At 60.9% G+C, this 13,921-nt stretch carries 9 protein-coding genes; 5 read left to right on the forward strand and 4 right to left on the reverse strand.

The genetic code is table 11. The features are described 5' to 3' along the window. Positions 1 to 1,452, forward strand: coding sequence for a phospholipase D-like domain-containing protein (locus B7L15_RS06555; protein WP_085918200.1), 1,452 nt, complete (start codon positions 1 to 3; stop codon positions 1,450 to 1,452). Here B7L15_RS06555 and B7L15_RS06560 read toward each other — a convergent pair. From B7L15_RS06560 to B7L15_RS06570, 3 genes are read right to left on the reverse strand one after another with little or no spacing between them, the layout of a single operon-like run. Next, positions 1,446 to 3,176: a bifunctional protein-serine/threonine kinase/phosphatase gene (locus tag B7L15_RS06560; RefSeq protein WP_085918201.1), complete on the reverse strand. Its 1,731-nt coding sequence runs from the start codon at positions 3,174 to 3,176 to the stop codon at positions 1,446 to 1,448. The two genes, B7L15_RS06555 and B7L15_RS06560, sit on opposite strands and share 7 nt — an antisense overlap. Then, on the reverse strand, positions 3,164 to 4,057 hold the full coding sequence (gene cobA / locus B7L15_RS06565) for a uroporphyrinogen-III C-methyltransferase (protein ID WP_085918202.1): 894 nt from the start codon (positions 4,055 to 4,057) through the stop codon (positions 3,164 to 3,166). The genes B7L15_RS06560 and cobA overlap by 13 nt, the downstream gene beginning before the upstream one ends. Beyond that, positions 4,017 to 6,737, reverse strand: a complete 2,721-nt coding sequence (locus B7L15_RS06570; protein WP_085918203.1) for a nitrate reductase — start codon at positions 6,735 to 6,737, stop codon at positions 4,017 to 4,019. The genes cobA and B7L15_RS06570 overlap by 41 nt, the downstream gene beginning before the upstream one ends. 699 nt (positions 6,738 to 7,436) lie before the next feature. Here B7L15_RS06570 and B7L15_RS06575 point away from each other — a divergent pair. The 4 genes from B7L15_RS06575 to B7L15_RS06590 all read left to right on the forward strand — a co-directional run bounded on the left by B7L15_RS06575 (position 7,437) and on the right by B7L15_RS06590 (position 12,685). Beyond that, on the forward strand, positions 7,437 to 8,732 hold the full coding sequence (locus B7L15_RS06575) for an NAD(P)/FAD-dependent oxidoreductase (RefSeq protein ID WP_085918204.1): 1,296 nt from the start codon (positions 7,437 to 7,439) through the stop codon (positions 8,730 to 8,732). Next, a complete protein-coding gene (gene nirB, locus B7L15_RS06580; RefSeq protein ID WP_303393814.1) occupies positions 8,732 to 11,248 on the forward strand; it encodes a nitrite reductase large subunit NirB in 2,517 nt (838 codons plus the stop codon). The genes B7L15_RS06575 and nirB overlap by 1 nt, the downstream gene beginning before the upstream one ends. Before the next feature lie 40 nt (positions 11,249 to 11,288). Further along, a complete protein-coding gene (gene nirD, locus B7L15_RS06585; RefSeq protein WP_085918205.1) occupies positions 11,289 to 11,681 on the forward strand; it encodes a nitrite reductase small subunit NirD in 393 nt (130 codons plus the stop codon). Positions 11,682 to 11,752: 71 nt separating this feature from the next. Beyond that, positions 11,753 to 12,685, forward strand: a complete 933-nt coding sequence (locus tag B7L15_RS06590) for a cation diffusion facilitator family transporter (protein ID WP_085918206.1) — start codon at positions 11,753 to 11,755, stop codon at positions 12,683 to 12,685. A gap of 5 nt (positions 12,686 to 12,690) precedes the next feature. Here B7L15_RS06590 and B7L15_RS06595 read toward each other — a convergent pair whose 3' ends face one another. Beyond that, complete coding sequence (locus tag B7L15_RS06595) at positions 12,691 to 13,857, reverse strand: MFS transporter (RefSeq protein ID WP_085918207.1); 1,167 nt, start codon at positions 13,855 to 13,857, stop codon at positions 12,691 to 12,693. Positions 13,858 to 13,921 lie beyond the last annotated feature (64 nt).

Genomic DNA, 13,921 nt, shown 5'->3' on the forward strand with positions numbered 1-13,921 from the left:
GTGACATTCTTTAAACATTTTGTTCGTTGGTTACGACGTCTGGGTGTCGTTGTTCTGGTCATACTCACTTTCTACTTCACCCTCATGGCGTACCACCAGCTAAAGCCGCTGCCACCCGGCATTTCCCACACCAGCCCAGTTTATCAAATCGATAATGTCGGGTTCTTCCGTGACTTGACGCACCACACAAATGGCGAACGTCATGTAGATCAGGAAATTTTTGACCAAGTCGAGCGTATGATCGAACGCGCCGACGACTTTATCGTGATCGATAATTTCATGGTCAATGGCTTGGTCAATGATCCCTCCGAAGATTACCCGCCGCTGAGCGACAACCTGGTTGATCAATTGGTTCGCAAACGCGACGCCAATCCCGACATGCCGATTGTGCTTATCAGCGATGCGATTAATTCGGGCTACGGCTCCTATCCCGCCGAATGGCTTGACCGCTTGCGCGACACCGACATCGACGTGGTGATCTCTAATCTGACGCCGCTGCGCGATTCGACTCCACTCTACTCGTCTTTCTGGCGCATGGGGCCGCAGTGGCTGGGCGATCTAGGTGGCGAATGGTGGGAAAACCCGTTTGTTGACGATGGCCCCAAGTTCAATCTGGGCGGCTACCTGGAATTGTTCAACATCAAGGCCAACCATCGCAAGGTGGTCATTACCGAGCGCGCGGCGCTGATCGCCTCTGCCAATGCCCATGACGAATCCGGCTTTCACGAAAACGTAGCGTTCGAAATCGATGGGCCCATTATCGCTGACTTATTGCGCGCCGAGCAGGCAGTCATCGACCTCGGCGACAGCGGTATTCAACTGCCCAACTACGCGCCGCGGGAGATGCCCGCAACCGGTGAGTTAAACATTCAGTACACCACTGAAAGACAAACGCTTTACAACGTGCTCGACACCATAGAGCGTGCCGCGCAAGACGACGAGCTTTGGCTTGCCATGTATTACCTTGCCGACCGGGAAATCGTCAATGCACTGACCCAGGCCAGCCAGCGCGGGGCTCAGGTTTCACTGATTTTAGACCCCAATAAAAAAGCTTTTGGGCGTAACAAAAGCGGCCTGCCCAACCGCCCGGTAGTCGAAGAACTGATAGAAGATACCGATGGACACATCAATGTGCGCTGGTACGACGTTGAGATAGAACAGTTCCATCCCAAAATGATGATGCTGCGCCAGGCCAACCAAAGCACGATTATCAGCGGCTCGACCAACTTCACCAGCCGCAACATGGATAATTACAACCTGGAAGCCAGCCTGATGATATCAGGCCCTAACGATGCCGAGGTGATGCGGGAGGTGGACGATTATTTCCTGATGCTATGGCATAACGAAGGCGGCGATTACACAGTAGAAGTCGACGAATACCAGAATACCCTGTCCGAATGGCAAAGAGTGCTTTACGGCGTCCAGGCATATCTCAAACTCACGACTTATTGAGGCATATTGACCAAAAGCACCACAATAATGACACCCAGCAAGACACATAGCCACTGCCAGAAACGCACCGGGTCGCGCTCCAGGAGCGGCGGGCGCGATTGCTTCAGGATGCCTGGACTTGGCGAGCGCAGTTCGAAAATAAACTCCGAAAGCGCCGGATAGCGGTGTTGAGGGTTAGGGTGCAGGGCTTTCTTGAGCACCTCATCCACCCAGGCGGGCAGCGCGCGGTTTTCGCTGACCGCTGACTGATAAGCGAGCTTGCGCTGGGCAGCCCGGGTGCGGGTTTTGGCCACCTCGGTGCCGTAGGGCAGCGTGCCGGTTAGCATTTGATAGGCAATCACTGCTAGTGAATAAAGGTCGGACTGCTCAGTGCCGCCCTCGCCCAGAAAATATTCCGGCGCCGTGTATTGGGCGGTTCCGAGTATCGGGTCAACCTCGCCGGCGGAATCCGTTGCTTCTGCAATTCCCGCGATTCTTGTGGCGCCAAAATCAATCAGCCGGACCATACCGTGGCGGTCGATCATGATGTTGTCCGGACGCACGTCCTGATGGAGCATTTCCAGCCGGTGAAAGGCACGCAGCCCCTTGGCCACCTGCTCGATAATATCGCGCACGTCGGCCAGGTCCGGGTCTGGATGGTCGCGCATCCACTGGGTCAACGTCTGGCCTTCAATGTATTCCCAGACGGTATAAAGGTAGCGCCTTGGGCCGCGCTGCACGGGCGCGGATAGCACATGGGGATTATGCAAGCGACGCGCGATCCACTCCTCCCGCACAAAGCGCTCGACGCTGGCGGGGTCCTCGGCAAGCTCGGTGGCCAGGGTCTTGACGACCACATGCTGGTCGGCCTGAGGGTCGTGCGCCAGGTAGACGTGACTGCGGGCGCTGGCATGCAGCGGGCGGATGATCTGCAGGCCATCCAGCTCGCTATTCGCACGCAGCTCGGAGGGTGACGGCAGGCGGCCCAAGGACTCGAAAAGCTCGTCGGCCTCGCGGTCGGGTAACGTCTCGATACGCACCAGCTGTGCGGTCAGGTTATCGTCGCTGCCGTTGGCCAGCGCGGCCTCCACCAGGGCTTTTGCGCCGGCCTCAAGGTCTGCCGCGTGGTCCTGGATCAGCGTGGCCATCACCTGAGGGGACAGCCATTCGTAAACGCCGTCGCTGGCCAGTAAAAACACATCGCCCTCACTGAGCGAGACGGCACGGTAATCAAGCTCGAGATGCTGGCTTGCCCCCATCGCGCGGCTCAGGTGGCTGACCTCACGCGAGGCCCAGAAACGGTGATCTTCGGTCAAGGGCTCAAGCGTCTTGCCTGCTAACTGGTAAATGCGGCAGTCGCCGACGTGGAACAGGTGCGCCGTGGCCGACTTGATCACCATCGCGCTCAGCGTACACACGTACCCCCGATCCATATCGTAGCGATACTGGCTTTGCCGCGTTTGGGCATACAGCCACGCATTGGTGGCCTGAAGCACCCGCTGCGCCGAACTTTTGACGCTCCACGGGGCGGGGGTCGCGTAGTAATCGGTCAGGAAGCCGCCCACCGCGGCTTCGGCGGCGTCGCGGCTCACGGCGCTGCTGCTGATGCCATCCGCCAGGGCAACGGCAATGCCTTTTTGTCGCCGCTGGGTGTCGTCGGGCAAACAGGCGCCGTAGAAATCCTGGTTGCTGGGCTTTTGGCCTTTATCGGACCACTGGCCGAGGGAAATGCTCAGCGTTGACATGCATAGCGCGCTTTATTCTCATGGGTTGCAGGGCTTGCTTCGACGCGTTTGACGACGCTACCCACGACAATCACACAGGGCGACGGCAGAGGCTCGGCGGCCAACCGCCCCGGCATATCGGCCAGGCTGCCGACCAGCGACCGCTGGTCAGGCTGACTGGCATTGGCCACCAGCATGATCGGCCAGTCGTCGGGCAGCCCCGCCTCGCGCAGGCCCGCGCAGATCGCGTCCACCTTGGAAAGCCCCATGTAAAACACCAGCGTTTCGTCGCGGCGCGCTAGCGCCGCCCAGTCCGGCGTGCCGTCCTCGCGGCACAGCTGCGCGGTGACAAAGCGCAGCTGCTGGGCATGGCCCCGGTCGGTCAGCGGAATGCCCATACAGGCCGCCGCCGAGGAGGCCGCGGTAATCCCCGGCACGATGGTGGCCGGCACCTGCGCGGTGGCTAAGGCATCAAGCTCTTCGCCCATGCGTCCGAAAACGGCCGGGTCGCCGCCTTTCAGGCGCACTACCGATTTGCCCTGCCGGGCCAGGCGCACCATGAGTGCACCGATCTCGGCCTGGGGAACACTATGATGGCCCTTGGCCTTGCCCACATAGTGGCGCTCGCCGCCGACGGGCAGCAGCGCCAGCACGTCATCGCCCACCAGGCGGTCGTAGACCACGGCATCCGCCTGCTGCAAAAGCCGCGCGGCCTTGAGGGTCAGCAACTCGGCGTCGCCGCTGCCGGCGCCCACCAGGTACACGTGCCCAGGCCGGCAGTCGTCGCCCAGCGGGAGGGACCGCGACGCATCACGGCCACTGCGGGGCAGCTCAAAGCGGCTCGCCAGGCGCGCCAAGGGGTTACACCATTTCAGAAGCTGGGATTTGCTCAGCGCGCGCATGGGGGCGTTCCTCTTCAAGTAATGATTTCAACTCAGGAATGCAGCTACCGCACTGGGTACCGCACGCCAATCGTGCGCCTAACGCCTCGACGCTGGTATCGCCGCGCCGGATGGCCTCGACAATCGACGTCTGGCCGACCTGATGGCAGCTGCATACCACCGGGCCACTATCCACCGCGCCGTCGTCGCAGCCCGCCAGCAGTCGGCGGCGGTGGGCATCACTCACCGCGTCGTCGTTGAAGCGCGCTTCCAGCCAGGCAAAGCCCGGCAGTTCGCTGGGCGGCCCCACCATCAGCCACCAGCTGAGGCGACCGTTTTCGACGCCTGCGGCGCGCAGGCGACCGGTAGCGGCATCTTCACACCACAGCGCCGGCGACGCCGACAGCCATTCGCCCATCTGGCGGAACCAGTCGCTGACCGCCCTGCTACCGGCCAGTTGCCAGCGCTGGCAGCCGCGCATCGGGATTCGTGTCCAGTAGTCGCTTGCACACCAGCTCGGCGCGTCAGGCAGCGACGCCAGGGCGTGATCAGCAACAAACAGCGTCGCCTGCCAGGCGGTCGGCAGGGCCGCCAGAGCCACGGCACCGTGCTTGGCTTCCGGCTGTCCGGACAGCGGGTCAGTGATGCCTTCGATCAAGGCGCTGCTGCGCGCACTGTGGGTAAAGCAGTCGGTCCAATGAATCGGCACGAACACCTCCCCGCGCCGCTGTCCATGGGCCACCCTCACCCGGGCGCGGTATTCGCCGGTGGCGGCGGTCAACACGCCAAGCGACTGGTCGGTGACGCCCGCCTGGGCGGCATCGTCCGGATGCACCTCCATGAAAGGCTCGGCGCGGTGGTTCATCAGCCGCGGCGACCGCGCGGTCCGCGTCATGGTATGCCACTGGTCGCGAATCCGTCCGGTATTCAGACGCAGCGGAAAGGCGGCACTCAGGGCTTTCTCCGGCCCACGCGGGGTAATCGGCAACAGCTTAGCCCGGCCGTCGGGCGTGGCGAACCGCCCATTTTCAAATAAGCGCGCGGTACCCTGGGGGGCATCGCGATTCACCGGCCACTGGATCGGCGCGAGCGCATCATAGCCCTCGCGGCCAAGCCCGGCCAGCCCTGAAATATCGAAAAGGCGCTGCGTGGCGCCGGTATTGTCCACGCCGGAGAGCCGTGCGTGCTCGTCGAATATCTCGCTTGGGTGAGTGTAATCAAACGCCCCCCCGAAACCCAACTGCTTAGCCAAATCGCAGATAATCTGCCAGTCGTGGCGCGCCTCGCCGGGGAGTGGCAGCATGCCCCGCTGGCGCGAAATGCGCCGCTCGGAATTGGTCACGGTGCCATCTTTCTCGGACCACCCGGACGCGGGCAGCACAATGTCGGCGTAGGGCAGCATATCGGTATCCGCCGCGCATTCCGAGACGATCACCAGCGGGCATTTTTCCAGTGCGGCCCGCACGCGGGCGGCATCGGGCAGGCTAATCGCCGGGTTGGTGGCCATCACCCACAACACCTTGATCTCGCCGCGTTCGATCGCATCAAAGAGATCGACCGCCTTGTGGCCGGGGCCTTCCGGCAGGATGGGCGCGAGGTTATCGGTTGCCCAGAAGCGGCTGACCAACTCGCGCGCGCCGGGGGTATCGTAATCCATGTGCGCGGCCATCTGGTTGGCCAGACCACCGACTTCACGCCCGCCCATGGCGTTGGGCTGACCGGTGATCGAGAACGGCCCAGCCCCGGGCAGGCCGATCTTCCCACCGGCCAAATGACAGTTAATGATGGCGTTGCACTTGTCCGTTCCGCTGGACGACTGGTTGACCCCCTGGGAATACAGCGTCACCACGTGGAGCTGGCTTGCAAACCAGTAATAGAAGGTTTCCAGGCGTTCGGCATCCACGTCGCAGGCCGTCGCCACCTCGGCGAGCGAACCCGCCGTTTGTTGCGCCGCGTCCAGCGCCGCGTCAAGGCCTTGGGTGTGGCGCTCGAGGTAGACATGGTCCAGCTTGCGCTTGGCCGCCATCCACGAAAGCAGCCCGTTGAACAAGACCGCATCACTACCGGGCTTGATGCCCAGATACAGATCGGCAATCTCGCAGCTGTCGGTCACCCGCGGATCAATGACGACGACCCGCATCAACGGATTGCGCTCCTTGGCGACTTTGATCCGCTGATAGAGCACCGGGTGGTTCCAGGCCAGATTGGACCCCACCAGCACCACCAGCTCCGCCTCTTCCAGATCCTCGTAGTTGCAGGGCACAGCGTCGGCACCGAAGGCGCGCTTGTAGGCGGCCACCGCCGACGCCATGCACAGCCGCGAGTTGGTATCCAGGTGCGGCGTGCCCAGAAAGCCCTTGAACAACTTGTTGGCTACGTAATAGTCCTCGGTCAGCAGCTGCCCTGACAGATAGGCCGCTAAACACTGATTGCCGTGGGCGTGACGCAGCGTGTTCATGCGCTCGGCGGTGGCGCTCAAGGCGGTTTCCCAGGACACATCCTTGCCATCCACCCGCGGTCGTGTCAGGCGGCCCTGTTCGCCCAGCGTTTCGTGCAGCGCCGAGCCTTTTACGCATAGCCGGCCGAAGTTGGCGGGATGGTCGCGGTCGCCCTCCACGGCGCTGAGGGTGCCGTCTGCCACGGTCGCGGTAACGCCGCAGCCAACGCCGCAGTAGGGGCAGGTCGTTTTGGCTTGGTGCATGGTGACTCCTCGGCTGATTGCCAACGCCGCACATAAAAAAACGCCCAGGCTGCTGACCCTGTTGCGCAAAGCGCAAGGCGATCAGCAGGCTGGACGTCGTTGCCGCAGCGGGCACCGTTAAAGGTGCCAAACGTATTGTGTAAAGATACTTATTTGTCTAACAACGTTATTGGGCTTATTCGCTGCCACTGTTTTCTTGATGAACACACTGCAATGTGCGTTTGTTGCTTATGCCTGGATAATTGCAAAGGCTACGCCGTCACCGCGAACTTTCAGAAAAAAATTAAATAAAACAGTATTTTAAAAAATCTCAACAGCACCTTGCGATCACCACCCTACTGCACACGGCTTGGTAGTTTGGGTGCTGAGGGTGCAACCCCACACCCGATACGCACCAACAGCGTGCACCTCGCCTGGGAAGCGACTTACAGGCACTTTTTTCTACTTATTTTCAACGTGATGAAAATAAAGCAAAAAAACGTAATGCACTGGGTTTGGCCGTGGGTTTGCTTACTACTAACAAGACATTCGTTGGTAATCGTAAATCTGTCGGCAGCCAATGGCGGCTGCCCCGCATTACCAGACGCTGCCGGGCAATGGCGCCCCTGATCCCGTTTTTCCTGATGCTAGGTAAAACGCTGGGTCGGGGGCGTTTTTGTTTGGCGCTCAAGCAGCCGCAACGACACAGAGGAGTCACCTATGGAAACCGCTTCCCGGTGCTCACCTAATGATCATCTCGTCATAATCGGTAACGGCATGGCCAGCCACCGTTTGGTGGAAGCCCTGGTCAACCAGCCGCAACGCCCCAGGGCGATTACCGTGATAGGTGCAGAGTCAACGCCTGCCTACAACCGCATTCTGCTGTCGCCGCTGCTGGCGGGCGACATGCAGCACGATGCACTCACCCTGCGCGATGCCGCCTGGTACGCCGAAAACGACGTGACGCTTCGCCTGGGGGAACAGGTAGAGGCCATCGATCGTGAGAAACGCCTCCTGTCCACTGACAGCGGCCATGCCATTCACTACGACCGACTGGTGTTGGCCACCGGCTCGCGCCCGACGCTGCCCAACGTGCCCGGCATCGAGCTTGGCGGCGTTCACGGCTTTCGCGACCTCGACGATGCCGCCGAGCTGGAGGCGATCGCCAAGCGCGGCGGTCATGCGCTGGTCATTGGCGGTGGTCTTCTGGGCCTGGAAGCCGCTGAAGGGCTGCGTAAGCGCGGCAACGGGCTGAACGTCAGCGTGCTCCAGCGCAGCGACCGCTTGATGAATCGCCAGCTCGATGCCACCGCTGCCGATCTACTCAAAGACGCGCTGACAAGTCGCGGGCTGAACATTCTCACCAACGCACAGCTCGCAAGGCTCGAAGGCGACGCCAACGGCCAGGTATGCGCCGCGGTGCTCAAGGATGGGCGCCGCCTGCCCACCGACAGCGTGATCATCGCCGCGGGTATTACGCCCAACGCCGACATCGGGCGCAACGCCGGGCTCACCACCGAGCGGGCCGTGATGGTCGATCCCTTTCTGACGACGTCAGACCCGGCGATTTATGCCCTCGGCGAATGCTGCCAGTTTGAGCAACATACCTATGGCCTGGTCGAACCCATTTGGCATCAGGTCGAGGTATTGGCGGCGACCCTCAGCGGTGAACCCACCGACGGCTACCGCGAAGTGCCCACGGCCACCAAGCTCAAGGTAAGCGGCGTCGCGCTTTATGCGTTCGGCCCCACCGACCCTGAACCCGAGCACGACGAACTGCGTTACCAGGACCCGCAAAGCGGCGACTACCGCCGCCTGCTGCTACGCGATGGGCGCCTCGAAGGCGCCGTGCTGTACGGCGATACCCGCCACGGCCCGTGGTATTTCGAGCAGGCCTTGGCTGGCACCGACCTGAGCGCCTCTCGCCAGGCGCTGCTTTTTGGCGCCGCTGACGCAGAAGTGCTCAAAGATCAGCAGAACGACACACCCCATTTATCAACCTCAGAGGCGGCATAATGATGTCTTCCAAGACTCCCGAACAGCTTATTATTATTGGTAATGGCATGGTCGGCCACCATCTGGTCGAACAGCTTGTCGACAACGGTGCCCTCGAGCGCTATCAGGTCACCGTGTTTGGCGAAGAGCGCCACCGGGCCTATGACCGGGTGCATCTGTCTGAGTACTTCAGCGGCCGCGATGCCGATTCGCTGGCGCTTTGCGAGGCGGATTACTACGCCACCAGCGGCGTGGAATTGCACACCAGCGAAGCCGTCATCGAGATCGACCGCAGCGCGCAGGAAGTGGTCACCGACCAGGGCCGCTACCGTTACGACAAGCTGGTGCTGGCCACCGGCTCCTATCCCTTTGTGCCGCCGATTCCCGGCAACGACCGCGACGGCTGCCTGGTGTATCGCACCCTGGATGATCTTGACGACATTCGTGCGGCGGCGGAAAACGCCACCAACGGCGTGGTGGTCGGCGGCGGGCTGCTGGGTCTGGAAGCGGCCAACGCCTTGCGCGGACTGAACCTGGATACCGCCGTGGTGGAGTTTGCCTCTCGCCTGATGCCCATGCAGGTGGATAACGAAGGCGGCGAGCTGCTGCGCGAAAAAATCGAAGCGCTGGGTGTGCAGGTACTCACCGAGCGCGCCACCCAGCGAATCGAAGACGGCGACAACAGCCATCACCGCATGGTCTTCCAGGACGACAAAGTGCTGGAAACCGACCTGATCGTGTTTTCCGCGGGTATTCGCCCTCGCGACCAGTTGGCCCGGGACTGCGACCTTGAGATCGGCGAGCGCGGCGGCGTAGTGGTCGACGACCAGTGCCGCACCAGCGACCCGGCCATCCTGGCGATCGGCGAAGTGGCGCTGTGGAACCAGAGCATTTTCGGCCTGGTCGCGCCCGGCTATCAGATGGCAAAAGCGGCGCTCGCCACGCTTACCGACGGCGACACCCGCTTTGGCGGCGCGGACATGAGCACCAAGCTCAAACTGCTCGGCGTGGATGTGGGCTCGATTGGCGACGCCCACGGCAACCAGAACCCGGGGGCGCGGATGTTCCGCTACCTTGACCCGCTGACCCAGGTGTACCGCAAGATGGTGGTATCCAGCGACGGCAAGAAGCTGCTGGGCGCCATGCTGGTGGGTGATAACGCCGCCTACGACACCCTGCTGCAGTATTACGCCAACGGTATTGAACTGCCCGACGAACCCGCCTCGCTGATTCTGCCGCAAAGCAGTGGCGCCGCGCCCACGCTCGGCCCGGGTGCACTGCCGGAAACCGCCACCATCTGCTCGTGCCACAACGTCACCAAGGGCGATATTTGTGCCACCATCGATGACGGCGCCGTCGACCTCGGCGGTGTCAAAGACGTCACCAAAGCCAGTACCGGCTGTGGTGGTTGCACCGCACTGCTCAAAAGCGTGGTGGACCACGAGCTTGAAGCCCGCGGTGTCGAAGTCGACAAATCGATTTGCGAGCACTTCGCCCATACCCGCCAGGGGCTTTACGACATCGTGCGCGTCGAGGGTATCAAGACCTTCAGCGAGCTGATCGACAAGCACGGCAACGACGATACCCATCGCCTGGGCTGCGATATCTGCAAACCCGCGGTGGCTTCGATTCTCGCTTCCTGCTTCAACGAGCCGATCACCGACGCCGCCCACGTGCCGCTGCAGGACACCAACGACACCTTCATGGCCAACATGCAGAAAAACGGCACTTACTCGGTGGTGCCGCGTGTCGCCGGTGGTGAAATCACCCCTGATAAGCTGATCGTGCTCGGCGAAGTCGCCAAGAAATACGGCCTCTATTCCAAAGTCACCGGCGGTCAGCGCATCGACCTGTTCGGCGCGCGCCTGGAAGACCTGCCGGATATCTGGGGCGAGCTGATCGAAGCCGGCTTCGAGACCGGCCACGCCTACGGCAAGTCGCTGCGCACGGTGAAGTCCTGCGTGGGCAGCACCTGGTGCCGCTACGGCGTGCAGGACAGCGTCGGCATGGCGATCCAGCTGGAAAATCGCTACAAGGGGCTGCGCTCGCCGCACAAGATCAAGTTTGGCGTATCCGGCTGCACCCGCGAGTGTGCCGAAGCGCAAAGCAAGGATATCGGCATTATCGCCACGGAAAATGGCTGGAACCTGTATGTCTGCGGCAACGGCGGCATGCGCCCGCGCCACGCCGAACTGTTCGCCACCGATCTGGACGACGAGCAGCTGTACCGCACCATTGACCGCTTCCTGATGTTCTACGTGCGTACCGCCGATCGCCTCCAGCGTACCTCGGTATGGCGTGAAAACCTCGACGGTGGCCTGGACTACCTCAAGGAGGTCATCCTGGACGATAGCCTGGGCATCAACGACGAGCTGGAGCGTCAGATGCAGACCGTGGTGGATACCTACCAGTGCGAATGGGCGGATGCCATTAGCGACCCAGAGAAGCTCAAGCGCTTCAGAAGCTTCGTCAACGACGACCGCCCCGACCCGTCGATCATCATGACCAGTGAGCGCGGCCAGCTTCGTCCCGCTTGATCGACGCGTTGACTGACTCTGAATAAAAACGAGGTACCTCATGACCGCACCGGCAATGAAAAAAGCGATGGACACTGTGGATTCCGAAAACACTATGACGTGGCAAAAAGTCTGCACCCGAGCCGATCTGGTGGCGTTCTCCGGCGTGGCCGCCTGGCTTGAAACCCCAGACGGCGCCGCCCAGGTGGCGATCTTTTATCTTCCCGACCAGGGAAATGAGCTTTTCGCGCTGGATCATCACGATCCTTTTTCAAACGCCAACGTGATTGCCCGGGGGATTGTGGGCGACCTTAAGGGCGCGGCGGTGGTCGCCTCGCCCATCTATAAGCAGCACTTCCGCCTGGAAGATGGGCAGTGCCTGGAGGATGAGGACGTCAAACTGCGTACCTGGAAGGTCGAGTTCAAAGGTGAGGAAGTATGGATTGAGGGGTAGTGCCATCCCCCTCGTTAACGCGCGCTGCTGTTATACTGTCGCTTTTATCAAGCTCACAGGGCAGTGGCGTCATGAAAACCGAGTCTCGTACCTTAGCCTTTTCCGCCTTCATGGCATTGCTGATCGGCTGTGCAGGCATTGCCGCCACACTGGCCTCCAATTCCCAGGCGATTCTGCTGGATGGATTGTTCAACCTGATCTATTTCGGCGTGGCGCTGGTCACCATCAAGGTCAGCCGCCTTGCCACCCGCCCGGATAGCGAGTCGTACCCGTTCGGCTACAGCTACTTCGAGTCGCTGGTCAACCTGTGCAAGGGACTGTTGATCTTTGGCGTGTCGATATTCGCCCTGGTGGATGCCATTGCGGCGTTGCTGACGGGCGGACGCGCTATTGCGGCAGGTATCGCCATCGCTTACGCCCTCTTTGCGACCGCCGCGTGTTCACTGACGGCCTGGGTCATGCGCCGCAGTCTGCGCTCGGTCAGCAGCCCGCTGGTGGAAGCCGACAAAGCGAACTGGGTCGTCAACAGCGTTATTTCAGCATCGGTCCTGGCTGCTTTTTGCCTGGTGCTGATCTTCGAAAAGCTCAATTGGCAAAGCGTACTCACTTATATCGACCCACTGCTGGTCATTGCCGTGGTTGTCTTGTGCATGGGGGTACCGGTGCGCATGGCCTCCCAGGCATTGAAGGAACTGCTCAACAAGACGCCAGAAGAAGCCCTTGCAGAGCCAGTTCATCAGGCCGTCGGGCGTGCACTGGCGGATATCGAGACTCAAGAAGTGCGCGTGCGCATGGTACGCCCCGGTCGCCTGCTGTATGTCATTGTGCACGTGGTATTACCCACTACCCCTGACATTTCCATTGTGGCCCAGGACAAGCTGCGGGCGAAAGTCGATGAAGAAGTCAGGCGTTACTATTCCCCCGTGGTTTGCGACGTGGTGTTCACCGCCGACACACGCTGGGCGGCGCCATCTTGTGGGCTGCTGGTTGAGACATCCCGCTAAACCACTCAAGCTGCGGTATGCCCCAACTCAAACGCATAGCGCGCTGACCGTTTGACCAGCCAGGCTGCCGCACTAACACCCACCAGCAGCACACCGCCGAACAGCGTTAATGCGGCTGAGTGGCCGATGGCGTCGACCAGAACGCCCGTCACCACCACCGGCAGGCTGAACCCTATATAGGCCATTAAAAAATACCCCGCGCTGGCCTCGTTAGGTATGTCTTTTGCGATAGCCAACACACCACTCAACCCACCTAAATAAATAAACCCGTAGCAAGCACTACTGGCTCCGAGCGTGCCCGCTAATACGGCCGCTAAATAGCCTTCAATAGCGCCCCACGCGATCAGGCCGTATGACAAGGGTAAAATACATAAGCCCAGCGCCGTTGCGCGACGCGGCGGGAGTTTTCTCGCCCAGGGTTGAAACAGCACTCCGCCGCTGCAAACGCCGAAAGTGGCGAAACCACTCCAAGCACTTAATCCATGTTGGTTAAGCGTGGAGGGTAAAATGGCAATCACCAACCCCACCGTGGCCCACGCCAGCAAAATCGCCACCCCATAGCCTAGCGTACCGCGTGGGTAAGCTGGCAAACGCCACAGGGTGCGCCCTGTAGATCGGGCTGTCTCGTCTGGCAGGGAAATGACCATCATCAACGCCAAGCCAGCAGCCCCTAGGTAAATCCAAAAGCTGGGTGGTGTGACACTGGGCGCCCAAAGTATAAAAATGCTGGTCACCGCTGCCCCCAAGCCAAAGCCCAACGCTGTGCTGGCGGTCACATAATGCGTGGATGTCTGTTGAGCGTGGCGTCCCACCAGCATTTGCATATAGCCAGGCGCGATAGCCGTCGTGAAAGCGGTGCCAATGCCCAGCAGAAATCTTGCAAGAGCAAGCGCCCATAGTCCCGGTGCCACTAGCATTAACGTGGTGGCTATCAGGCACAGTAGAAGAGCCAGAAGAATTAACGGCTTGCGCCCTACTCGGTCGGCCAGACCGTTGAGCCCCAGCAGCACCGGCATAATGCCAGCAACGTAGCAGGCAAAGGCAAGCGTTGTGGCCCCAACACCCAGGCCATCACGCGCTGCCAACGCATCATAAAGCGGAGCGGGTAAATTAACCGCCGTCGTAATCATGCATAACGCGAACGACAGGCGAAACGCTTGGTAACGATTCATGGCAATATTCCTCTATACAATCAATCGAACCGTTACCCTCGCAGTTCTGCTGGCCAGCAGTAAG

The sequence above is a fragment of the Halomonas sp. CSM-2 genome (genome assembly GCF_002119345.1).
Taxonomy (GTDB): domain Bacteria; phylum Pseudomonadota; class Gammaproteobacteria; order Pseudomonadales; family Halomonadaceae; genus Vreelandella; species Vreelandella janggokensis.

Excerpts from the sequence above, each read along its gene's own strand:
- nirB (WP_303393814.1), top strand. The coding sequence starts at position 8,732 with ATGATGTCTTCCAAGACTCCCGAACAGCTTATTATTATTGGTAATGGC.
- nirD (WP_085918205.1), top strand. The coding sequence starts at position 11,289 with ATGACCGCACCGGCAATGAAAAAAGCGATGGACACTGTGGATTCCGAA.
- B7L15_RS06575 (WP_085918204.1), top strand. The coding sequence starts at position 7,437 with ATGGAAACCGCTTCCCGGTGCTCACCTAATGATCATCTCGTCATAATC.
- cobA (WP_085918202.1), bottom strand. The coding sequence starts at position 4,057 with ATGCGCGCGCTGAGCAAATCCCAGCTTCTGAAATGGTGTAACCCCTTG.
- B7L15_RS06590 (WP_085918206.1), top strand. The coding sequence starts at position 11,753 with ATGAAAACCGAGTCTCGTACCTTAGCCTTTTCCGCCTTCATGGCATTG.
- B7L15_RS06595 (WP_085918207.1), bottom strand. The coding sequence starts at position 13,857 with ATGAATCGTTACCAAGCGTTTCGCCTGTCGTTCGCGTTATGCATGATT.
- B7L15_RS06560 (WP_085918201.1), bottom strand. The coding sequence starts at position 3,176 with ATGTCAACGCTGAGCATTTCCCTCGGCCAGTGGTCCGATAAAGGCCAA.
- B7L15_RS06570 (WP_085918203.1), bottom strand. The coding sequence starts at position 6,737 with ATGCACCAAGCCAAAACGACCTGCCCCTACTGCGGCGTTGGCTGCGGC.